The following is a 21,116-nucleotide window of genomic DNA, read 5'->3' on the forward strand; positions in this document are numbered from 1 at the left end:
ATATCGACCTATCCGTTCCGGACGTGGAACGGATAGGCACGAAGTCGATAGATCTGCACGGACATTCGCACGGCAAATTGAAGCCGCTGACGCGCCAATATGATGTTGGTGTCGACTGCTGGGACTTCCGGCCCGTTTCGCTGCACACCTTGCGCGGCAAGCGCGGGCTTCGGTGACGCGGCTGAAGCGGAGAGGGTTGGTGAGCGAGCACCGGCGGCCGTTGCCCTTTCACTTTCTATCCAGCACCTTCCGGATCTTCTCCGCCAATTCGTCGATCGTGTAGGGCTTGGTCAAAAGCTCCGTTCCGAAATCGAGCGTGCCGTTGTGGACAATGGCGTTTCGCGTGTAGCCGGTGGTGTAAAGCACTTTTAGCGACGGGTGCGTCCTCTTGAGCTGGTCCACCAGCTCGCGTCCCGACATCTCCGGCATGACCACGTCAGTGAACAGAAGCGAAGGCACTTGCCCGCTTTCGACGGCTGCCAGAGCGTCCCGTGGCCCTTGCATCTCAAACACGGAATAACCCAGCTCCCGCAGCGCTTCCGCAGCCATCAGCCGGACGCGATCTTCATCCTCGACAACCATGATGATCTCGTCCGCACGTCCGGGGTGCTCGCCCGCGACGGCCTCGGTTTGGCTGTCGAGCACGCCGCCATGCGAACGCGGCAGATAAATTTTCAAAGTAGTTCCGATACCCTTCTCGGAGTAGATTTTTACGCTGCCGCCCGACTGACGAACGAACCCATAGACTTGGCTCAGCCCCAGCCCAGTGCCCCTGCCGACCCCTTTGGTGGTGAAGAACGGATCGAAGGCTCTGGCCAAAACATCGGCAGTCATGCCGATTCCGGTATCCGTAACCGCTATCATCACATACTGGCCCGAAGGGATTGCGTTCTCCCTGGCGTAGCGATCGTCGACGTGGGCATTGGACGTCTCGATCATCAGCTTTCCACCGGTGGGCATGGCGTCGCGTGCATTGACGCAAAGGTTGAGCAGCGAGCTTTCCAATTGCCCTGCGTCCACCTCCACATGCCATAATCCCGCAGCGAGCACGGTCTCGATCTGGATGGTCTCGCCAAACGTCCGGTTCAGCAATTCGCTCATGCCCGAGACAAGGCGATTTGGGTTCAGCCGTTTCGGCGCCAGCGGTTGCTGGCGGGAAAAAGCAAGCAGTCGCTTGGTAAGTTCTGCCGCACGTTGTGCTCCTGCGCCGGTCACGAATTGGTGGACGTTGGTGTCGCCGTTTCTGAGCTTGCGCTGCACAAGGTTCAGGCCGCCGATGATGACGGCCAGCATGTTGTTGAAGTCGTGCGCGATGCCACCGGTGAGCTGTCCGACAGCTTCCATCTTCTGAGCCTGGCGCAGGTGCTCTTCTGTCTTGGTGCGTTCGGCGACTTCGTCTATGACGCGTTGTTCGAGCGTGGCGTTGAGTGTCTGCAGCGCCTTGAACAATCGGGAGTTGTCGATTGCCGTCGCGGCATGGCCCGCAAGCCCCAGCAAGGCCGCCTCTTGCTGTTCGGCGAAGACGCCGGTCTCTGAATGACCAAAGAAGAGACCACCCAGCACCTCGCCAGAACGCGAGACGACCGGCACGGCAAGATAGGAACGCACCGGCAGATGGCCCTCCGGCATGCCCTTGCACGGCCAGTTCTTTCCGTAACGCGGATCGGCGAGGATATCGTCGGAGCGCACAACGCTAGTACCGCGGAAAGTGGGCTCGAACACCGCGGTGTTGCGCGGCATGGGAAAGTTCTCAAAGGCAGAACGAGGTGCCCCCGACAGAGCGTAGAGCATGTAGCTGTCGCCCTTGTCGTCGATTACATTGTAGAAGAAAGCTCCAAATTGTGCGCCCGACAGCGCTACGCCGGCATCAGTGACTGTCTGGACAATCCGCTCCACGTCAAGCTCGGCCGCCACGGCGGCAGCGGTGGCATTCATCAACTGAAGCTGATGTTCCACCCGCTTTCGCTCGGTGATGTCCATGACGGTGCCGATGAAGCGGACCGCGCGGCCGGATCGGAAAAACGATTCGCCGGTTGCGGCAATCCAGCGCTCCTTGCCATCCCGCAAGCCGATGGTCCGGTATTCAATGTCGTAGCGCGACGACGTGTCCCGCGCCAACGCCCGGCGCACGGCCTCGTCGGCCCGTGCCCGATCTTCTGGATGGAGGCCCCCCAAAAAGGCGCTCTCATATGTCACCTCCGCGTCCGGCGGCAGGCCAAAAAGGGCTTTGCACCGGGCGTCCCAACGCAGCACCCCGGTTATGGGATCGTAATCCCAAATGCCAATAGCGGCCGCGTCGGTAGCAAGCCTCAGCCGCTCCTCGCTCGCCCGGGCCGCCTGTTCCGAGCGAACGCGCTCGATGTGAGCCCAGGACCGTTCCGTCACCTCGGTCAGCAAAGACAGTTCGCGCTGCGACCAGACGCGGGCCTGCTTGTCATGGATGGCCATCAAGGCGGCCAGCCGGCCCTGTTTGACCAAAGGCATGCAGATGGTTGCCGTTATGCCGATATCCTGAAAGGTCTTTGCTTCCTCGGGAGCAATTTCCTCAAGGTTGTTGTTGATGATAAGCGGCCGGTTGGCGCCGAGCTTGCTGACAGCTAGGCGACCGAAATCGGCAAGACTGTAATGTCCTTTGATGCTGGGCGAGCCGGGTGCGCTCCAGTCGCCTCGGATTGTGAAATGATCCTGGTCCTGCTCCATGTCGGCATAGGCGCAAATCGAGACGCCAAGATGTTCGCCGAGAAGCCGTGTGGTGATCTCCATGACAGCGTCGGCGTCGGCTGCGAGGGCAATCTCTCTGCCGAGGCGGTCCAAAAAGGCGAGGCGCTCGGCGTTCTCTCGCAAGGCCTTCTCGGCGCGAAGTCTCGCTATCGCGGTACGCGTCCGGTCCGCGACTTCCGAAATGAGGGTCACTTCCTCCTTGGCCCAGCGTCGGGGCGCGGAGTGGTTCAGATAAAGCAGCGCCACCAGACCGCCATGCTCAGTAATCGGCATGTTGATGAGAGATTGAGCGCTGATGGCTTTTAGGGCCTCCGCATGGTCGCTGGTTCGCGGGTCTGTCTCCGCATTTTCGAAAACAACGGTGTCGCCTCGCTTCAAATCCTCGATATACGAGCCGTAGTTCCTGAAATTCAGCGTCCCAGCCAGGCTTTTGATGCCCGGCGCGTTCCAATCCTTGTCAATGGTGATCGTCTCATTATCGAGATCGATCGTGCCGTATCCGGCTCGGCTGACGCCAAAATGGTTACCCAGCAGTTCCGCGGCTGCGTAGGCTAGATCGGCAGGATCAACAATCTCGCGAATGCGATCGCCCAGCGCTGCCAGAAGCTCGAAGCGCTGCAGTTCAGATCGATCATCGCGCGAAGTGACCCCCATATCGCCCCCGTTTTGCCCGGACTGGATAATGCGGTCGACGGCCAAGAGTTCCGTTACAGTATGGAACGCTCCCGACTGACGGGTCGACAGTACACGCAATACGGGCCGATATCGCTTTGCAGATTGGGATCTTGCGGGCACGGACCCTTGTGCCGGTACATCATAGGTTAATGACACGCGGCGCGGCGCGCCGCATAAACGTCGGATCAGCGGGCATGCAACGAGCTCCGCTGCTTGGGAGCGACCATCGTACTCTTGCTCGTTTGGAGACGCTTGATGCTTGACCGACCTATTCGCACGAACACCGAAGCTCTCTCCCCGAATGATCTGGACACCCTTCGCGCGGTTTTCGACGCGATGTGCCAGGAATTTGCAATTCTGCCGGACAGTGCGGCGGCCCATTCCATCGCAAGAGAGCTGGTCAGGCTTTTCCAGACCGGGATGACGGAAGCGGCCATGCTGACAATTGCCGTGCGAGCACGTTGGCAAGGGGATTGGAAAATGGAGGGCAGCAGCGCTGCCTGACGTTTGAGGTCAGGCGGGCGCATCTGCTGCATCGTTTTCGAGATGCTGGCGTCGACCCTCGACTTGTCAGCAATCCACTGGCACCGCTGATGGGAGGAATCGATGCCGAAATTTCGCTTCGAATTTCATCGAAGGCCCCCCAAGCTGCAATCTTTGCCGACATGGCCGATCGAGATGAAGCTGTCTGCCAGGCGAAGCTCGCTGCCAAGGAGGCCATGCTTGACGGAATTGTCGGTGGCGCGGACCCGACAAGTTGGGTAGCGAAAGCTTACGACATAGCGTGTTATCTGGTCGCCACCCTTGGATTCCAAGATCTGATCGCCGGGTCCGAGAATTCGGAGCAGTCCGAGGAGATGGAAGAACCTGGCGTCATGCGCTCGGGCTGAAGTTCGGATTTTCAATTCAGCCGGGCCAATCCAAATCGATCCAGGCTGGCGCGTGATCGCTCGGCTTTTCCCATCCCCGCACTGCAACGTCCACGCCCGCGCCGCCCAGCCTGTTCATAAGCGAGGGGCTTACCAGCAGATGGTCCATCCGAAGGCCGGAACTGCGGTCGAAACCGCCCCGGTAGGAGAAATTCCAGTAGGTATAGACGCCCCTTTCGGGATGGATCAGCCTGACTGCGTCGATCCAGCCCTCAGCCAGCATGTCGGCGTAAGCTTGCCGGCTCTCCGGAAAGTAGACGGCGTCGCCGAGCCATCTCGCCGGGACCGCGGCATCGATCGGCTTCGGCACGACATTATAGTCGCCGCAGAGCACGCTGGCAGGCGTGTCCCTGAGCAGGAGCCGTGCGTAGTCGATCAACCGCTCGAACCAGCGGAGCTTGTAGTCGAACTTCGGACCGGGCGCTGGATTGCCATTGGGCAAGTAGAGACAGCCGACGACAAGGCCGTCGATCTCCGCTTCGATGTAGCGGCTGTGCATGTCATCGAGGTCACCCGGCAACCCGCGGCGACGCTCATGCGGCTGCTTGCCTCGAGCGAGAATGGCTACGCCATTGTATGACCTCTGACCATGCCATATCGCTCCGTAGCCGGCGTTCCTGATGGCTTGGGCTGGAAACTTCTCGTCCGATGTCTTTAATTCCTGAAGACACACGATGTCGTAATGCGTCTCGCCCAGCCATTTGAGCAGCACCGGCAATCGTCCGTTGACGCCGTTCACGTTGAAGGTCGCGACCCGGATCATCTGACGCTTTGAGGTGCCCCATTCAATGGTGCTCTCCGCTTGGTGAGTTCATCTTGCCAATCAGCATTAACTGCCAGCCGCCAAGAAGGTTTCGCCGGCTCCCGCGTCCTCCTTGTCTGACGGAACAAGCTGTGACCCCGAAGGTTGGGCTCGCGCACACAGCTTCCAACAGGCACGAGCATGGCGTTCGACAGAGATGGATCGAAACTCGCGGCCGGGCTGCTCGTGGCCATATTGGCGGCATTGGCGGGATATAACGCCGTCCGCGCCAAACGTGCGATCGCCAGCCGCGCACACGGACGGGTGATTGAGATCGCTAGTCTGCGCCTGCATGTTATCGAAGCCGGAACCGGCATGCCGCTGCTCCTCCTGCATGGCAACGGGTCCATGGCGGACGATTTCAGGTCGAGCGGCATCTTCGATGAGCTGGCAAAGACCTACCGGGTATTCGCATTTGACCGCCCCGGCTTCGGGCGAACCCCACGGCCGCGCGGCCGGCGCTGGTCCGCTCGCGACCAAGCCGACCTCATACATGCCGCCGTCAGCCGGATGGGCATAGAGAAATATCTCGTGCTCGGACATTCCTGGGGAGCTTGGATCGCCCTCGAATCGGCGCGAAGGCATTCTCCATCGGTGGCCGGCATTGTGCTGGTCTCCGGCTGTTACTATCCGCCACCGCGGTTGGATCTTGCACTGGCCGCGCTGCCGGCATTGCCTGTGATCGGCACGGCCTTTCGCCACACCTTGCTGCCTCTGCTCGTGAGGCTCACCTGGCCGTGGGCAATGGAGAAGATCTTTCAACCCGGCGTGATCGCCAGCGACTTCTCCGCATTCGCCAAGGACATCGCCAGCCGCCCTTCCCAACTGCGGGCGATTTGCTCGGAGTCGGCATTGATGCTAGCCGCGGCCCTGTCGAGGAAGGCCAGCTATAAGGACATTGCCGTGCCGACCGGAATTCTGGCGGGATCCGAAGACCGGTTGTTCGATGCGGAAGGGGATGCACGACGCCTGCATGCCGAAATCGGGGGATCTTTCCTCGATGTGATTCCCGGCACGGGCCATATGGTTCATCAGAGCGCACCGCAGGCAGTGGTCGGCATGGTGCACGCGATTGCGGGATCGCACGCGTTGTCCCAAGGACCCCGTCGGCCGCGACTTAAGCCGCGTGCCGGCAAGGCGGGTTCGACCTCGCAGGGGTTCCAGGCGGGCGACAAGTGACGCCGCTTGCACGAAATCGTTGTTCAAACGGGGCCCCAAATGAGCGACCAACGTCCGGCCGACATGCAGTCGGTGCTCCACCAGAACATCCAGGCCCTGGTCGAGCACAGGCGAAAAGAGGAGGAGCACCAAGGCGTTCAGGTGCGGATTGCCGGCGCTATTTCGCGCTTCGCGGGAAGCATGGCTTTCGCCTATCTGCATCTCGCAATCCTTGTCGCCTGGATCCTAGCGAACCTTGGCGCGATACCGGCCATCCCAGCTTGGGACCCGACTTTTGTGATCTTGGCCATGGTGGCCTCGGTCGAGGCAATCTTCCTGTCAACTTTCGTGCTGATCAACCAGAACAGAATGGCCGAAACCAGCGAACGCCGAGCGGAACTGGATTTGCAGATCAGCCTTCTCAACGAACAAGAAACCACGCGGCTGATCGAGATGGTGGCTGCCCTGACGGCGCGTCTGAACGTGTCGACACCGGCGGACAAAGAGCTGCCGCAACTGGCCGAGAATGTCGATCCCCGAAAGGTGATGACGCAAATCCAGCAAGCATCTGGAGCTCAGGAGGAACCTTGATCAAAGGCATCATCGCAAGCCTCGGCCGCGGACCGACCCACAAGGGCTTACAGCGGAGGAACCTCGCGCGGTTCAAGAGTTCGCTACAGGCCTGTGATTAGCCCGTTATCTGGGCCTCGAGGCTGTCGAAGCAGCTTATTCCGGTCGCCGTTCTCCAAGTCGGCTTCATGACGTCACGCAATCGCGGCAGCGCGGAGTTCAAATGCAACCAACCGGCCGGAGCGTGTCGGATGGAACCACGTTGATGCCGAAATCGTAGTAGCGGTGGCGACTTGGGAAATCCCGGTTGAGCGAAGGTGCTGTCTGATCGTCGAAGATGAGACCATGATCCTGCTCGACCTAGAGTCAGCCTTGGAGGAGGCCGTTTTCCAGGTCGTTGGCACTCGGAATACCGCCGAGGCGCTGGCGGCTTTCGATCCCGATCCAACCAAGTTCAGGGCCGTCCTCACGGACATCCGTTTGGGACCGGGACAATCGGGGTGGGAGGTCGCTCGGCATTTGCGAAGGTCCAATTCGACCATCCCGGTTGTCTATATTAGTGGCGATAGCGCGGAACACTGGGGAGCGGAAGGTGTGCCCAACAGCATAATGATCACCAAACCCTTCTTTCTGCCGCAGATCATAACAGCCGTCTCCCAACTCTTAAACGCCCAGCAAGGTCCAGAAGCTCACGTCTAGGTATCGGATCTCGGCTCGGTTCACATGCCGCAACTCGAAGTCTTGAATCCCGTATCCCGCGTCATGTTCCTGGGCGCAATTCCCAAAAACATCCGCAAGCTCCTGGCTGCCCGAGCCTTCATCATCCCGCGAAAACCGACGGAACATTCTTTCCTGTCCAGCGTTGGCGCACGCTGGACAATCCTTGTTGCACAATCCCATATTGTCCGGCGTCGGTGGTAGGAACCCCACTGCTTCAGATCGCCTCGGCTCCCTCGCGGGGCGGGCGGCGCGGAGTTGAGATCCAATGCACAGAGACGCATTCACCCCGTCAGAGCTTGCCATACTGAGCCGCGTCCTGGCACGCAGCAATATCAAAAACGAAACTGAAACCGAGAGAGAACAGCGGGCATCGCGCATCCTGGCTTACTACCAAGCGGGGATAACCGACGAGACCGAACTCGAACAGCTTTCTCGACAACCGCTGGGAAGGTAACTGCTAGTCTTCCTTCTTCAGGGCTTCCGCCTGATCCTTGAGTTTCGGCCAATCGGCGCCATGTCGGCGCAGTAGCGTGCGTGCCTGCTTCGGGTCAACGTCGGTGACCTCGACCAGATGTTCGACCTCAAGCTCCTGTCCTTTCGCCACCCGGCTCACTTTGTCTGCTTTTCGTTTCATTGCGGTGTCCATGGTCAGATAACATGAACCAGCCTGTGGGATTGCGGTTCCAAGGGCTTCAAAGAAAATTGGCCCCTCACAATCAATCCTCTCGGGAGCCCTCCTGAAAGCAGGGCGCTCTCACTGCTCGAGCTTTCGGTCGAGCTCGTCAAGCAATGACCGATGCTCGCTGGGTATGTCGGCGTCGGTCGGCAGATCCAGCAACTGGCGCAACTGGCGGCGACTGGCGTCCGATGAAATCCACTGACGTATGAGACGGGCGATGGCCTTCTGTTGTGCCTTGCCGATTTCTTCCATGTTGAGAACCCGGGCTTGTCCGTGGGTCGAACTCGGCGGCTCTTTGATGGTTCCCGGTCTTGCATCACAAACCGCGGCGGGTGGAGAAACCGGCGCGTGTCACGCCGCAGGTTCAGGCGGTCAGCTGATTGGCCCCCCGATGGTCGACCGGCATGAAGATGCTGCCTGGAGGCGGGTCGGATCATCACTTTCCCGTATCGATGATCGCCGATGCCGTATTCCTGGGGCAGATGTGGCCCGCAACAAATGTATGCAGTCCCAATCCGGCCGGCCTGGCGCGAATGGGAGCGTCCAGACCTATTTCATCAATTTGACCTGAAGTGAGAGGCTCAGCCGCAAAATCTTATCGCCATTCTCATTACGCACTTCGACAAACAATTGCTCCCCGTCGACGCTCTTCAGGGACTCTCTCGTGAGGTCGATAAGGCCCTCGAATCCCGCGCGGCGCACCTCATCGAGGCCAGCACACTCGACACCTATCTCATCCTCGAAAAACAAATCACGATCGCCGCTATCGAAGTAAAATCGTGCCATCGGAGAGCTTCCGTCACCACTAATCTGCGGGGTTCCTTTGATGCAGGTAGGTCGTGTCGAAATCTCCTGCATGAGTGAGGCCAGCCCAGTCCAGGGCATGCACTTGTGACCCAGAGGTGGCAATGAGGCCTCTCCGTCGTAGTTCCTGAAGCATGCGATTGACGTGGACCGTAGACAAGCCCAGTGCATCGCCGAGGGCTGCCTGTGTGATGGGAATATCCGCCACGTGATCCCGGATTCGTCCGACCGAGCGCAAACGAAAAATAAGTTCGCACAGAATGTGAGCCATGCGGGTGTATGCTTCCCGCCTTCCCACATTGGTGACCCACTCCCTGTAAATCGCGGCGTCGATCAATGTCGATCGCCAAAATGCGGCGGCAATGCGGGGGTGTTGGTCGCAGATGGAGCGTAGCGTGTCGTGCCGCATGAAACCTATTCGGGCCGGCGTAAGAGTTGAGAAGTTACAATCCATGATCGATAGATGCAGCCCGTGCAGATCAGGAATGTCGCCGGCCACAAAGAAGGATGTGATCTGTCGCTTTCCTTCGCCTGTATGTTTGGTCGAACCGACCAAACCATCCAGCACGACAAACGAGTAAACAGGACGGTCGCCCTCACGCACCAGGTCGTGGTTGGCCAAATAATCCTTCTCTTGGATCGGAATGCTTCTTAGGACGCCGATATCAGCCTCCCGAATATCCGAGATGGTCTGAAGTTTGCGAACGAGCACATCCGAGGATGAGGTGGGAGACAAACTGACTACCTAGCTGATGTTGGTGATCGAACTATTATTCGCGCCAAAAGTTCCGGTAGGCCAGTTTCCGGACCGATGCATCGCGCGGTGAGGTACGGCGAGGCGGCGGAGACGGCACCGATCGGCGTGGTTCACGCGTAGAGCATCCTGCCGACGTCGAGCGCGATTGAAGATTCCGGAAATGATCGAAGCCACCAACTTTTCAGGGCAGCCATAAAGGGACCCGGACAGCAGTGCATTAACCTATGACATAGGCTCGGTCCCAAATTGTCCCGCTGGTGAGCAGCTTCGGGAACTCGCCATGGTGGTTCGGCTTTGACCTTGCCACTCGTCTCTCATTGCAAGCCCGCACCGCGGCCCGGTCCTGGGACACTTTCAATGCGTGCCACGGAACAGGGTGGCTCCGCTGGCGTTCTCCTGCGGGCAAGGTGAGATTTCAGTGAACAGGCATGTTTCGCGGACGGATGTCGGACAAATCGGTCACACGGATGATAACTGCTTCGCGACAGAGCACGTCGTCCCGCCATCTTCGGCAATGGCGGCAGCGCTGGCCGGCGGGCTTGAGGCCAGTCCCGACAAGCACATCGTCCATATAGCTGCCTCGGAACACAGCGCCGAGGAGATCGTCGGGGCTTTGCGTCAGTTCCTCCCCCGCGCGGACATCATCTTCCTGCCGTCCTGGGATTGCTTGCCTTACGACAGGGTGTGGCCGACACGCGCCAATATGGGGCGGAGACTTCGCGCGTTGCGTGAGATCGTAACAGAGCCCGAACGCCCGCGGATCGCTGTAATGTCGATCGAAGCCAGCCTGCAACGGGTGCCGCCTGCTCCGGTCATTGCTGGCGGTTTCGCGGTTCTGGAGGTGGGACAAAAGTTTGACCGGGACGGTTTCAGAATTAGATCCCAAGCAATTGGCTATCTTGTCGACGAGAGGGTTGATGAACCGGGTGAGATCGCTTTTCGGGGCGATGTGGTGGATATCTTTCCCGCTGGCGCGGATGGCCCCGTTCGCATCGTCGTCGGCCCGGACACCTGCATTCGCGAACTCAAGACCTTTGATCCAGTCAGTCAGCTCAGCGAACGGACGCGTCACTCGATTACCGTCGGACCGGCATCCGAGCTCATTTTTGAAGCCGGGGACGACCCCGCGTTGGCAGCCATGCGCACGACCTCGATGGAAGAACGCCTAGTCGCCTTGTACGGCAATATGCCGTCTGTCTTCGATGCGGCGTCGGGCGCCTCGATCTCCTTCCTTGAGGAGGCCGGCGATCAGCCGCTCGGCAGGGTTCTGGCTCTGGTCGAGGATGCAGGCCGTGCCAGGCAGGTAGCTGCCGGACGGAAAGAACCTTTGCCTGAGCATTTCTACCTGTCGCGAGACGAGTGGGATGCTGCTGTGCGTAGCCGCTGTTCCACAAGACTTGCCGTTTCTGCTGCCCCAGTTCCCAAATTCTTTCGCCGGGCCCGACCAGGGCATGAATTCGCGGAATTCGTCAAAAGGCAGACGAGCACCGGGGCCAGCGTGGTGTTCACCGGCGATGCCTCCGAGTTGCAGCGAGCAGATCGGCTGCTCGATAGGAAGCTAGGTCGACGGGCCGAGAAAGCCGCCGACTTGCCGCAGATCCTTTCGGCCGCGAGAGGCTCTCTTCTCAAGGCTGAATTCGTTCTCGACGAAGGGTTTGTCGACGCGCAATCCGATATAGCGGTGGTGACCGCGGCCGACCTGTTTGGTCCCGCTTTGAAGGCGAATGGGAGCGCGGCCACAGGCATGCCCGAACCCGAGCTGCGCATCGGCGACGTCGTCGTCCACGAAGATCACGGCCTGGGCTTGCTCATGGCCGTCGAACAGGTCGACGTGGCCGGCCAAAGACAGGACGTCGTCAGGTTGGAATATGATGGCGGCGCTTCCTTGCTGGTTCCGGTCGATGAGTTTGAGCGAATATGGCGCTACGGCTCGGAACCGGAGGCAGTGTCGCTCGATCGCCTCAACGGCGAGGGCTGGCCCAAGCGACGCGAAGCTGCGTTGCGCGAGATCGATAGGCTGGCCAAGCGCCTGGTAGGCCTCGCAAAGGTCAGGTCCAGCCAGTCTGCCGAGATCATGAAGCCCTCCCGCGCGGACTTGGCCCGTTTTGCGGCGAAATTCCCCTACACCGAGACGCCCGACCAGGCTGTCGCGATCCGCGCTGTGCTCGACGATCTTGCGTCGGGAAGAACAATGAACCGGCTCGTCTGCGGCGACGTCGGTTTCGGCAAGACGGAAGTTGCCCTGCGTGCTTGCGCGGCAGCCGCTCTCTGCGGAAAACAGGTTGCGGTCGCAGCGCCGACAACTGTGTTGGCGCGCCAGCATTACGAGACGTTCAGCCGCCGCTTTGCGGGAACGGGGCTCAAGGTCGCTCACCTTTCAAGAATGGTCGGGGCAGCCCAAGCAAGAGCGGCAAAAGAGGGCCTGCGGAGCGGCCATGTTGCGATCGTTGTGGGCACCCAAGCCTTGGCGTCCAAGAGCGTCACCTTCGCCGATCTCGGACTGATGGTGATCGACGAGGAGCACCGTTTCGGTGTCAAGATGAAGCAGGCCCTGCGGAACAGGGCGCCCTGCCTTCATACGCTGAGCATGAGCGCCACGCCGATACCCCGGACGCTGCAATCGGCGTTGTCGGGTATCCAGGATGTCAGCGTGCTAAACTCTCCGCCCGCCAAACGGCGCCCCGTCCGCACGATCTTGGCGGCGTTCGATCCGGCATCGGTGCGCGCGGCCCTTTTGCGTGAATTTCAAAGGGGTGGACAGAGCTTCTTCGTGCTCCCGCGCATCGAGGAGATTGCCAAGGTCCGCGACCAGCTAAACAGACTGGCGCCGGAACTCGAGGTCAAGACGGCGCATGGCGAAATGAAAGGGAGACAGCTGGACGAAATCATGGTCGGTTTCGCCGACGGCGATGGCGACATCTTGTTGAGCACCGACATCATCGAAAGCGGGCTCGATGTTCCACGGGTTAACACAATCATCGTGTGGCGAGCGGATCGGTTCGGTCTGGCACAGTTACACCAGCTTCGCGGCCGGGTCGGTAGAGGAGCGGTGCAGGCCATTGCGTTTCTTCTGACCGAGCCTGGCGTTGAACTGGCCGACAGCACCAAGGCCCGACTTTCGACGATGCTTGCGCTCGATCGGCTTGGCTCCGGCCTGGCGATCAGTCAAAGGGACCTTGACCTGCGCGGGGCCGGAGATCTCTTCGGCGAAGATCAGGCTGGACATATGAAGCTGATCGGTGCGGGCCTCTATGCGCATCTGCTGAAGCGGGCGGTTTCGGCGGCTGGAAGAAGACCCGGCCCTGACAGGCAACTTGCCGACATCGCTGGCCTGGAAAGAGGGGCTTTTCCCGAGACCTATGTCAACGAGCCGACGGTGCGTGTTGGCCTCTATGCGCGGCTCTCTCGTATGCGTTCGGAGTCGGACCTCGACGCGTTCAGCGAAGAGCTCGAGGACCGCTTTGGAGACATGCCCGGCGAAGTAGCCGTTTTGCTGGAGCTTACCAGGTTGCGAATAGCAGCGTCGGAACTGGGTGTGGCCAAAGTCGATGTGGGTCCTGAAGCCATCGCGATCACCTTGCGCAACAAGCCGGTGGCGTCCGAATCGGGCAATAGAAAGGGATTGGAATACCGAAACGGCCGCTTGATTTTCAGGCCGACCCAGTCCCGCGTGTCAGACACCGCAGCAGTTCGCATGGCACTTGACGCCATGCGCGCCGCCAGTCGAGTGACATGATTGATTGAATCTGCAGCGACTGTCGAGCGCGCAATATCACCCCCGCAACTGTTGCGGCGTGCGTGGGAATTCGGCCGGATCCAAGGCGCCTTGCGACGGAGCCGCGCATGGGGCATTTGCTCGGATTACCGGCTCCAGCGGGACTCCCCTCGAGCTGGCAGCACAAGTTGCGCTCCGCCTGAATATGTCTGATCATGCGAAGTTGGGCAGGAGAATTGGATGGCGACAAGTCGGCTAAACGGCGCGCAACCCTCTGTTCCTCTGTTGAGGGACATCAACACAGGTATCACGGCACACCCGCGCACTGCTTTGCCCACGGTGGCGACTGTCGTGACAGTCGTTGCCGCCTTGTATTTCGGTCGCGAGGTGTTCCTTCCCATCGCCATCGCGCTTCTGCTGACCTTCGCGCTTGCGCCGGTGGTTTCCGCGCTCAGACGGATCGGCATTCCCCGCCTTGCGGCCGTCATCTCCAGCGTGCTTGGCACCTTCGCGGCGCTCGCCCTGTTCTCCTTCGTCGTCGTTACGCAAGTCGGCGAGCTGGCACAGAATGTTTCGCTTTACCAAGCGAATATCCTGACCAAGGTCAGGTCCCTTAAAGAAACCGGCGTCGGCGGCGGCATCATCGCTAGGTTGAGCGGGGTGATCGAGCGCGTCGGCCAGGAGATCAACAAGCAGGAGCCCTCGCAGCCAGCGGCCAGCCAGCCTCAACGCGAGCCGGTACCCGTTGAGATCGTATCGCGCGAAAGGCCGCTCGAGATCCTGCAAAAACTGATCGCCCCGCTTGTCAGTCCGCTGGCGTCGGCGGGCCTCATAATCGTCGTCGTTATTTTCATGCTACTTGAGCGCGAGGATCTTCGCGATCGGTTCATAAGGTTGGTCGGCTACGGCGACCTTCACAGAACCACCGAAGCGCTACAGGACGCCGGCAAGCGGCTCGGCCGCTATCTGCTCATGCAACTGGTCGTGAACATCTTGTATGCCGTTCCCATCTCGATCGGGTTATGGGTCCTTGGTATCCCCAATGCACTCCTGTGGGGGTTGCTGGCATTAGCGCTGCGCTTCGTTCCCTATATTGGTCCTATCATCGGTGCACTGCTGCCCTTGTTCCTTGCTCTGGCCGTGGCTCCCGGATGGTCGCTCGTACTATGGACAGCCGCGCTGTTCGTGATCATGGAAATTATCACTGGCAACATCATCGAACCCTGGCTCTACGGATCCCGCACAGGGCTCTCTCCCTTGGCCGTCATTGTCGCCGCGATTTTCTGGACGTGGCTGTGGGGACCTCTTGGCCTGGTTTTGTCTACTCCGCTCACGGTCTGTCTCGTTGTACTGGGCAGGCATGTGGCGCAGTTCGAGTTCCTTGACGTTCTGTTTGGCAACGAACCGGTGCTCGAGCCACATGCCCGGCTGTATCAGCGGCTGCTGGCCGGCGATCCAGATGAAGCCACGGACCACGCCGAGGAAATTCTAGAGGAACAATATCTGTTCGAGTTCTACGGCAAGGTCGCGGTTCCCGCCCTGCTGCTCGGAGAACAAGACCGCGTCAGGGGCGTGATGGATGATCACCAACTGCGGCAGCTGGCTGCCAGCGCCCAGATATTGGTGGCGAATCTTGACGACAGCGCTCAGGAGGAAGCGGAGGAGGACGATCTCGCCGCCGGTGATGCGTCTGGTTCGGACAAGGAGAAGGCAATCGATGCGGAAGCGGGACAGGACATCGATCTCCCGGACGGTACCGGCCTGGCCGTAGTTTGTGCCGGCGGACGCGGCGAACTCGACGACGCGGCGGCAGCGATGCTAGGGCAGGTGTTGCTGACCCAAGGCGCGGTCACGTCAAAGGCCAGTTTTGCAGAGCTGCTTCCGGCTAGCATTCGCCGGCTGCAGCTGGATGGGCTGAACACTGTCGTGATCGGGTTCTTGAACCGCAACTCCGTCAAACATGCGCGGTTTATGGTGCGGCGCCTAAAACGCATCAATCCAGCGATACGGGTGGGCGTTGTGTTCTGGGGAGGAAACGGCGAGAACCATGGAGAGACGACCGGTAAATTAGCCAACGCCATCAATGCGGACTTCGTCGCGCTCGACATGGTGAGCGCGGTGACAGGGGCGCTATCGAGAGATCCGCCGGTTGCGCTGAGCACCGTTGTCAAGCGGCGCGTTCGCCGCAAGTCACCGGCGCGCAGGAAAGAGACCCTTGTGTCGGCCAAATGAGCTGGAAGAGAGCGCTCGTTTGGCCTGTTGAATCCCGGTAGATGAGCTCCGGTGCTCGCGCGGGGGTGCTGCTCGCTCAAGGCATCGTTCCGGCTTGATGGGCCGTCATGGCAGCCATGTTCTCATTCAGGTGGGCCATGATCCAGACCGAGCCCAGAACCACTAGCGCCACGATCAGCACGCCGAAGGCGAGGGCCAGGATGTTGTTGGTGTTGTCCGGTCCGGTGGTCAGGTGCAGAAAGAAGACGAGATGCACACCCATCTGCGCGACCGCGAGCACCACCAGGGCCGAGATCACCGCCGGCTGGTATATCAGGTTCGTTAGCGCCGCCATGAATGAGGCAATCGTCAGCAGGATGGCGAGGCCGAAGCCGAGCAGGTAGCCAAAAAGCCCCCCAGCCATTTCGTGCTCTGTGATGCGTTCCTCGCCCGGTGCTGAATCGCGGCGGTCCTGTACTTCGCCGGGCCTGCTCTCAGTCTCGGTCATGGCGATACTCCCAGCAGATAGACCAGGGTGAAGATGGCAACCCAGATGATGTCGAGTGCGTGCCAGAAAAGGCCGAAGCAATGGAGCTGTCGCAAAGTGTCCGGCCGAAAGCCCTTTACCCACAGCTGCGCCATCATTGTGCCTAGCCAGAGAAGGCCAAGTCCGACGTGGGTCCCGTGGCAGCCTACGAGCGCGAAGAAGGCTGAAAGAAATGCGCTGCGCGAGGGGCCTGCCTGCTCGCCGATCATTGCCGCGAACTCCTGCACCTCCAGGAACAGGAAGGCTGCCCCGAGCAACCCGGTGACGAGAAGCCAAAACTGCGTGGCAGCCATCGATCTGCGGTGGGTCGCGAGCGTTGCCAGGCCACCGGTGAAGCTCGACGTGAGCAGGAGACCCGTCTGCACGGCAACGCGGGTGGGCTCGAACAATTCCTTGCCGGTGGGTCCGCCGGCGGTCGCCTTGGCGAGGACGGCATAGGCGGCGAAGAAGGCTGAGAATATGATGATGTCCGACAGGAGAAAGATCCAAAACCCGTAGGCCACGGTGACGAACTTGGAGGCTGGGCCACCCTCTCCGTGGCCTGTCGCGGATCGCGCGCCATGCCGATCGGCGCGATCAAGCCGGTAGGGGTCGCGTGTCCGGGTGCCGGCGGTGATGACGCTGGAGAATGCGTGATTGCTCATACCGGCCGCTCCCAGCGCCGCAGCCAGGCCGACTGCGCGGCCTCGCGGTCATGGTCGATGCGCGCGACCTCGTCAGCGGCGATCTCGTAGTCCCCATGATCGCGCCAGGCGAAGACGACGAAGGTGATGTAGGCGCCGATGAAGCCGACGATCGCTAGCCACCATATGTGCCAGATCAGCGCGAAACCGATCAGCGTGCTGAAGAAGGCGGTGACGAAGCCTGTCGGGCTGTTGCGCGGCATCTCGATAGGCTCGTATTCCTTTTCCTCGGCTGCGTTCTGCTCGATCCCTCGTTGCTTGATGCGCCAGTAGGGCTCTTCGTCCTCGACGTGAGGCAGCCGCGCATAGTTGAAGACGGGGGGAGGCGACGATGTCGACCATTCCAGCGAACGCCCATCCCACGGGTCGCCGGTCTGATCGCGGAGTTCGTCGCGATGCCGGATCGAGACGAGAAGCTGTGCGATCTGCAGTGCGGCGCCGGCGATCATCACCAGCACGCCGAATGCGGCCACCACCAGCCATGGCGCCCAAAGATCCATGTCGATATGTTGCAGGCGCCGCGTCATGCCGAGCAGACCGACGATATAGAGTGGTACGAAGACCAGCATGTAGCCGGCCAAGGTGACCCAAAATGCCGCCTTTCCCCAGCCTTCGTGCAAGCGGAAGCCGAACGCCTTGGGAAACCAGTAGGTGAAGCCGGCGAACGCGCCGAACAACACGCCCGAAATGATGACGTTGTGGAAATGTGCGACGAGGAAAAGTGAATTGTGCAGCACGAAGTCGGCCGGCGGGACGGCAAGCAGAACGCCAGTCATGCCCCCGACAGTAAAGGTGGTCACGAAAGCGAGCGCCCAAAGCATCGGCGTGTCGAAGCGAACGCGCCCGCCATACATGGTGAAGAGCCAGTTGTAGATCTTCACGCCGGTGCCGACGGCGATGACCGACGTGGCAATACCGAAGGCTGCATTGACGTCCGCTCCGGCGCCCATGGTGAAGAAATGGTGCAGCCAAACCATGAAGGATACGATGCAGATGAACATCGTGGCCGCAACCATCGAACGGTATCCGAACAGCGGCTTTGACGAGAAAGTCGAGAAGATCTCGGAATAGATGCCGAAGGCGGGAAGCACCAGAATGTATACTTCGGGATGGCCCCAGGCCCAGATCAGGTTGACGAACATCATCTGATTTCCGCCGGCTTCATTGGTAAAGAAATGGAAGCCGAGATAGCGGTCCAGCGTCAGCATCGCCAGCGTGGCGGTGAGGATCGGGAAGGCCGCGACAATGAGCAGGTTGGATGCGAGCGAGGTCCAGCAGAACATCGGCATTCGCAGATAACCCATTCCGGGCGCGCGCATCTTGAGGATAGTCGTCACCAGGTTGACGCCGGTAAGCAGCGTTCCGACACCGGAGATCTGGATCGACCACAGATAGTAATCGACACCGACACCCGGTGAGTAGGTGATTTCCGACAACGGAGCATAGGGCAGACAGCCGGTGCGCGCGAATTCGCCGACGACAAGCGAGATGTTGACCAGCAGGGCTCCGGAAGCCGTCAACCAGAAGCTGACGGAATTGAGCGTCGGAAAAGCGACATCGCGTATGCCAAGCTGCAGCGGTACAGCGAAATTCATCAGGCCGACCATGAAAGGCATCGCCGCGAAGAAGATCATGATCGTGCCGTGTGCGGAAAAGATCTGGTCGTAATGCTCCGGCGGCAGGTAGCCCGGTCCGTGGATCGCCAGCATCTGTTGTGTGCGCATCATGATGGCATCGACGAAGCCACGCAGAAGCATGAGCATCGCCAGCACAATGTACATCACGCCGATGCGCTTGTGGTCGACAGAGGTTATCCACTCGCTCCACAAATAGGGCCAATAGCCCTTCACCGTAATCCAGCCAAGCACGGCGGCTGCTGCCAGAAAGACGCCGAGCGCTGCACCGAGCGGGATGGGTTGATCAAAAGGAATGGCCGACCAATCGAGCTTGCCCAGCATCGTCATTCTGCCCCTTCTGCCTGTGGACTATGCGCCATCGGTGGCGCCGCCGCCGCGGGGCTTGCCTTTGGCCTCACCTGTGGCTCGCCGCTGGACGCGCTTTCAGAAGGTCCCGGACCGGGCGGCAGTGTCTGCTGAACAACTGCGTCGAACAGCCCAGGCTGCACATGGCCGAACGCGGCCGGCGGCACGTTTGTGCTTTGCCGGGCGAGCTCGCGATACGCATTGGCGTTGAGCACGCCGCCGCCGCCGCGCAGCGACGAGGCCCAGCGGGCAAAGGCATCAGCTGAAACCGCGCTCACCTTGAAGTTCATATCCGAGAAGCCGTCGCCGCTGAAGTGCGCCGACTGACCGAAATAGCTGCCTTCGCGGTCGGCCTGCAGATGCAATTCGGTCTGCATGCCGTTCATAACGTAAATCATGCTGCCAAGCTGGGGCACGAAGAACGTGTTCATCACGCTGCCTGAGGTCAGCTTGAAACGCACCGGAACGCCGGCCGGGATGACCAGTTGGTTGACCGCGCCCACACCCTGCTCGGGATAGAGAAACAGCCATTTCCAGTCGAGCGCCACCACTTCAATGTCGAGCGGTGGCTGCGCGGAAGGGATCGGTTTGCGCGGATCGAGCTGGTACGATCCGTAGTAGATCAGCCCGCCAAGAAAGAGGATGGTGAGCGTCGGGATCGACCAGACGATCAACTCGATGCGCCCCGAATAGGTGAACTCCGGATCATAGCGGGCGTTGCTGTTCGAGGCGCGGAATTTCCATGCGAAGGCTAGGAGCGCAACAACCGTCGGAACAACGATCACCAGCATCACCGCCAGCGAGTTCAACAGGATCGTGCGGTTGCCCCAGCCAATGGGCCCTTGCGCGTCGAGCACACCGCCCGCGCAACCGGGCAAGACTGCGATTGCCGGGATCCAGAGCAGTGCGTTCGCCAACTTGGCGCTGGATGGCAACAACACCGGCTTCGCCTTGAACCCTGGAGAGGACGCGTCATAAGGGCACGCGTTCATCGCGTTTTCCATCTGAAGGCTAACCTTGACGCAGAACTTCGATGCACTTCGCCGCCGCGAACGGACGTCCTAACTGGCGCCGCCTTGGTTTGTTCCCGACGCGCCTGCGCATCGTTGTCGGTCGCGGTCGCAGTGTGGGGTTCTGGATCCCGTCGATTTCGCCCCGCGGATTATCGGAGCAGCCGCGGACTACTGCCGTTCGTACAGACCGAACTCAACTATTTGGGACCGTCGCTGGCTCGCGCACGAATTTCAGTTTGGGCGGGACGGCGAACTCCCTGAACCGCTCCGCCAGGCTGTCGAGAGCTTGACGCATGCCCGCTCCCGCAGCAGCCGCGCCGTGTCCACTGATGACCATCCGCGGCTTTAGCGCAGCCAGTTGCTTAACGGATCTTTCTGCCGCTTCCCAGTCCGGCGTGAAGTAGCGCGGCGGGCCATGCATCTCGAGATCCTGGACTGCAACCTCATAGACGGACTCCTGGCCGGTGGTGATGAACGCGTCCCCCACGATCAGCGAGCCGTCTTCCTCGCGCCAGAGCGAGATGTGCCCAGGAGCGTGCCCGGGTGTATGCAGCCATTGCCATCCGGGCATTCCGGGGATCGATCCGTCGCCCGGCAAGATCTCCAAACGGCTGCCAAGATCGATCGGCCCGCGTGGAAAAAGCGGTGAAAGCAGGGCCATCAGTCCACCCCCGACCCACGGATCCGGCGGCGGATAGGATGTTGTCCCGTCCAAGTGAGGACGCTCAAGCGGGTGCGCGAAGACAGGCACGTCCCACTTGTTGGCAAGGTCCAGAACCGGCCCCACATGGTCGAAATGGCCGTGGGTCAGGATAATTGCGGCTGGCCGTGTGTTCGTGCCAAACCGCTTTTCCGCGACCGCGAGAATGCTGCTGCGTGACGTCGGCAACCCCGTGTCGATCAGCACCCAGTTCCGATCACCGCCGCCTGGCGCGCCGAAGAACACGACGTTGACGATTGCCAGCCGCAAATAGCCCAAATCCGGTGCGATGCTCCAAGCGCCATCGCCACGATCCTCGCGTCTGGCGTGGTCGATCTCGGAAAGTTGAATCTGAACGGTCATGTGATCCCGTGCCTCTGTTGTTGCCGAGCAGCCGCTCGGGTTGATCGGCGGCCGTGTACATCGCCCGAACTTGGCGCGGGCCTGCTT

General features: G+C 60.5%; 18 protein-coding genes and 1 pseudogene. 8 read left to right on the forward strand and 11 right to left on the reverse strand.

What is annotated here, in order from left to right; genetic code table 11:
- Positions 1-9: 9 nt before the first annotated feature.
- A pseudogene (locus AC0NIH_RS19995) lies at positions 10-176 on the forward strand (metallophosphoesterase); the annotation flags it as partial.
- Positions 177-228: 52 nt separating this feature from the next.
- On the opposite strand, the gene AC0NIH_RS20000 reads toward AC0NIH_RS19995, so the two are convergent.
- Positions 229-3,375 (reverse strand): GAF domain-containing protein, encoded by a 3,147-nt coding sequence (locus tag AC0NIH_RS20000; RefSeq protein ID WP_473467542.1) that lies wholly within the window; start codon positions 3,373-3,375, stop codon positions 229-231.
- A gap of 276 nt (positions 3,376-3,651) precedes the next feature.
- Between AC0NIH_RS20000 and AC0NIH_RS20005 the strand changes: the two genes are divergently transcribed.
- Both AC0NIH_RS20005 and AC0NIH_RS20010 read left to right on the forward strand, forming a co-directional pair.
- Positions 3,652-3,900, forward strand: a complete 249-nt coding sequence (locus AC0NIH_RS20005; RefSeq protein ID WP_023780033.1) for a hypothetical protein — start codon at positions 3,652-3,654, stop codon at positions 3,898-3,900.
- Positions 3,870-4,286: a hypothetical protein gene (locus AC0NIH_RS20010; protein ID WP_473467447.1), complete on the forward strand. Its 417-nt coding sequence runs from the start codon at positions 3,870-3,872 to the stop codon at positions 4,284-4,286. The genes AC0NIH_RS20005 and AC0NIH_RS20010 overlap by 31 nt, the downstream gene beginning before the upstream one ends.
- A gap of 16 nt (positions 4,287-4,302) precedes the next feature.
- On the opposite strand, the gene xth is transcribed toward AC0NIH_RS20010, so the two are convergent.
- A complete protein-coding gene (xth, locus tag AC0NIH_RS20015) occupies positions 4,303-5,088 on the reverse strand; it encodes an exodeoxyribonuclease III (RefSeq protein WP_473467449.1) in 786 nt (261 codons plus the stop codon).
- A 180-nt stretch (positions 5,089-5,268) separates the two neighbouring features.
- On the opposite strand from xth, the gene AC0NIH_RS20020 reads away from it, so the two are divergent.
- The 3 genes from AC0NIH_RS20020 (at position 5,269) to AC0NIH_RS20030 (ending at position 7,554) form a co-directional block, all read left to right on the forward strand.
- Positions 5,269-6,306, forward strand: a complete 1,038-nt coding sequence (locus tag AC0NIH_RS20020) for an alpha/beta fold hydrolase (protein WP_473467451.1) — start codon at positions 5,269-5,271, stop codon at positions 6,304-6,306.
- A gap of 39 nt (positions 6,307-6,345) precedes the next feature.
- Positions 6,346-6,876, forward strand: a complete 531-nt coding sequence (locus AC0NIH_RS20025) for a DUF1003 domain-containing protein (RefSeq protein ID WP_473467453.1) — start codon at positions 6,346-6,348, stop codon at positions 6,874-6,876.
- 264 nt (positions 6,877-7,140) lie between these two features.
- Positions 7,141-7,554, forward strand: a complete 414-nt coding sequence (locus AC0NIH_RS20030; RefSeq protein WP_473467455.1) for a response regulator transcription factor — start codon at positions 7,141-7,143, stop codon at positions 7,552-7,554.
- 478 nt (positions 7,555-8,032) lie between these two features.
- Here AC0NIH_RS20030 and AC0NIH_RS20035 read toward each other — a convergent pair whose 3' ends face one another.
- The 4 genes from AC0NIH_RS20035 to AC0NIH_RS20050 all read right to left on the reverse strand — a co-directional run bounded on the left by AC0NIH_RS20035 (position 8,033) and on the right by AC0NIH_RS20050 (position 9,794).
- Positions 8,033-8,209, reverse strand: coding sequence for a hypothetical protein (locus AC0NIH_RS20035; RefSeq protein ID WP_084555606.1), 177 nt, complete (start codon positions 8,207-8,209; stop codon positions 8,033-8,035).
- A 120-nt stretch (positions 8,210-8,329) separates the two neighbouring features.
- Entirely contained in the window at positions 8,330-8,506 is a 177-nt protein-coding gene (locus AC0NIH_RS20040; protein ID WP_023767901.1) for a hypothetical protein, read from the reverse strand.
- 297 nt (positions 8,507-8,803) lie between these two features.
- Positions 8,804-9,040: a DUF6894 family protein gene (locus tag AC0NIH_RS20045; protein WP_023780041.1), complete on the reverse strand. Its 237-nt coding sequence runs from the start codon at positions 9,038-9,040 to the stop codon at positions 8,804-8,806.
- Positions 9,041-9,059: 19 nt separating this feature from the next.
- Positions 9,060-9,794: a Crp/Fnr family transcriptional regulator gene (locus tag AC0NIH_RS20050; RefSeq protein ID WP_473467458.1), complete on the reverse strand. Its 735-nt coding sequence runs from the start codon at positions 9,792-9,794 to the stop codon at positions 9,060-9,062.
- Between the two features lie 535 nt (positions 9,795-10,329).
- On the opposite strand from AC0NIH_RS20050, the gene AC0NIH_RS20055 reads away from it, so the two are divergent.
- Complete coding sequence (locus tag AC0NIH_RS20055) at positions 10,330-13,551, forward strand: DEAD/DEAH box helicase (RefSeq protein ID WP_473467461.1); 3,222 nt, start codon at positions 10,330-10,332, stop codon at positions 13,549-13,551.
- 219 nt (positions 13,552-13,770) lie between these two features.
- Positions 13,771-15,762, forward strand: coding sequence for an AI-2E family transporter (locus AC0NIH_RS20060; protein ID WP_224687857.1), 1,992 nt, complete (start codon positions 13,771-13,773; stop codon positions 15,760-15,762).
- 76 nt (positions 15,763-15,838) lie between these two features.
- Here AC0NIH_RS20060 and cyoD read toward each other — a convergent pair whose 3' ends face one another.
- From cyoD to AC0NIH_RS20085, 5 genes are all read right to left on the reverse strand, one after another.
- Positions 15,839-16,249, reverse strand: a complete 411-nt coding sequence (cyoD, locus tag AC0NIH_RS20065; protein WP_473467463.1) for a cytochrome o ubiquinol oxidase subunit IV — start codon at positions 16,247-16,249, stop codon at positions 15,839-15,841.
- Positions 16,246-16,932, reverse strand: a complete 687-nt coding sequence (locus AC0NIH_RS20070) for a cytochrome (ubi)quinol oxidase subunit III (protein WP_473467465.1) — start codon at positions 16,930-16,932, stop codon at positions 16,246-16,248. Before AC0NIH_RS20070 ends, cyoD begins: the two co-directional genes overlap by 4 nt.
- Positions 16,929-18,929, reverse strand: a complete 2,001-nt coding sequence (cyoB, locus tag AC0NIH_RS20075) for a cytochrome o ubiquinol oxidase subunit I (protein WP_473467544.1) — start codon at positions 18,927-18,929, stop codon at positions 16,929-16,931. The genes AC0NIH_RS20070 and cyoB overlap by 4 nt, the downstream gene beginning before the upstream one ends.
- 2 nt (positions 18,930-18,931) lie before the next feature.
- Positions 18,932-19,957: a ubiquinol oxidase subunit II gene (gene cyoA, locus AC0NIH_RS20080; protein WP_473467467.1), complete on the reverse strand. Its 1,026-nt coding sequence runs from the start codon at positions 19,955-19,957 to the stop codon at positions 18,932-18,934.
- 202 nt (positions 19,958-20,159) lie between these two features.
- Positions 20,160-21,029, reverse strand: coding sequence for an MBL fold metallo-hydrolase (locus tag AC0NIH_RS20085; RefSeq protein ID WP_224687940.1), 870 nt, complete (start codon positions 21,027-21,029; stop codon positions 20,160-20,162).
- Between the last annotated feature and the right edge of the window lie 87 nt (positions 21,030-21,116).

This window comes from Mesorhizobium sp. WSM1386 (assembly GCF_055901595.1).

Bases quoted from the DNA above. Each gene is read 5' to 3' on its own strand.
- AC0NIH_RS20085 (WP_224687940.1), bottom strand. From the start codon at position 21,029: ATGACCGTTCAGATTCAACTTTCCGAGATCGACCACGCCAGACGCGAG.
- AC0NIH_RS20060 (WP_224687857.1), top strand. From the start codon at position 13,771: ATGGCGACAAGTCGGCTAAACGGCGCGCAACCCTCTGTTCCTCTGTTG.
- AC0NIH_RS20000 (WP_473467542.1), bottom strand. From the start codon at position 3,375: ATGGGGGTCACTTCGCGCGATGATCGATCTGAACTGCAGCGCTTCGAG.
- cyoB (WP_473467544.1), bottom strand. From the start codon at position 18,929: ATGCTGGGCAAGCTCGATTGGTCGGCCATTCCTTTTGATCAACCCATC.
- AC0NIH_RS20040 (WP_023767901.1), bottom strand. From the start codon at position 8,506: ATGGAAGAAATCGGCAAGGCACAACAGAAGGCCATCGCCCGTCTCATA.
- AC0NIH_RS20055 (WP_473467461.1), top strand. From the start codon at position 10,330: ATGGCGGCAGCGCTGGCCGGCGGGCTTGAGGCCAGTCCCGACAAGCAC.
- AC0NIH_RS20045 (WP_023780041.1), bottom strand. From the start codon at position 9,040: ATGGCACGATTTTACTTCGATAGCGGCGATCGTGATTTGTTTTTCGAG.
- AC0NIH_RS20070 (WP_473467465.1), bottom strand. From the start codon at position 16,932: ATGAGCAATCACGCATTCTCCAGCGTCATCACCGCCGGCACCCGGACA.
- cyoA (WP_473467467.1), bottom strand. From the start codon at position 19,957: ATGGAAAACGCGATGAACGCGTGCCCTTATGACGCGTCCTCTCCAGGG.
- cyoD (WP_473467463.1), bottom strand. From the start codon at position 16,249: ATGACCGAGACTGAGAGCAGGCCCGGCGAAGTACAGGACCGCCGCGAT.
- AC0NIH_RS20020 (WP_473467451.1), top strand. From the start codon at position 5,269: ATGGCGTTCGACAGAGATGGATCGAAACTCGCGGCCGGGCTGCTCGTG.
- AC0NIH_RS20025 (WP_473467453.1), top strand. From the start codon at position 6,346: ATGAGCGACCAACGTCCGGCCGACATGCAGTCGGTGCTCCACCAGAAC.
- xth (WP_473467449.1), bottom strand. From the start codon at position 5,088: ATGATCCGGGTCGCGACCTTCAACGTGAACGGCGTCAACGGACGATTG.
- AC0NIH_RS20035 (WP_084555606.1), bottom strand. From the start codon at position 8,209: ATGAAACGAAAAGCAGACAAAGTGAGCCGGGTGGCGAAAGGACAGGAG.
- AC0NIH_RS20005 (WP_023780033.1), top strand. From the start codon at position 3,652: ATGCTTGACCGACCTATTCGCACGAACACCGAAGCTCTCTCCCCGAAT.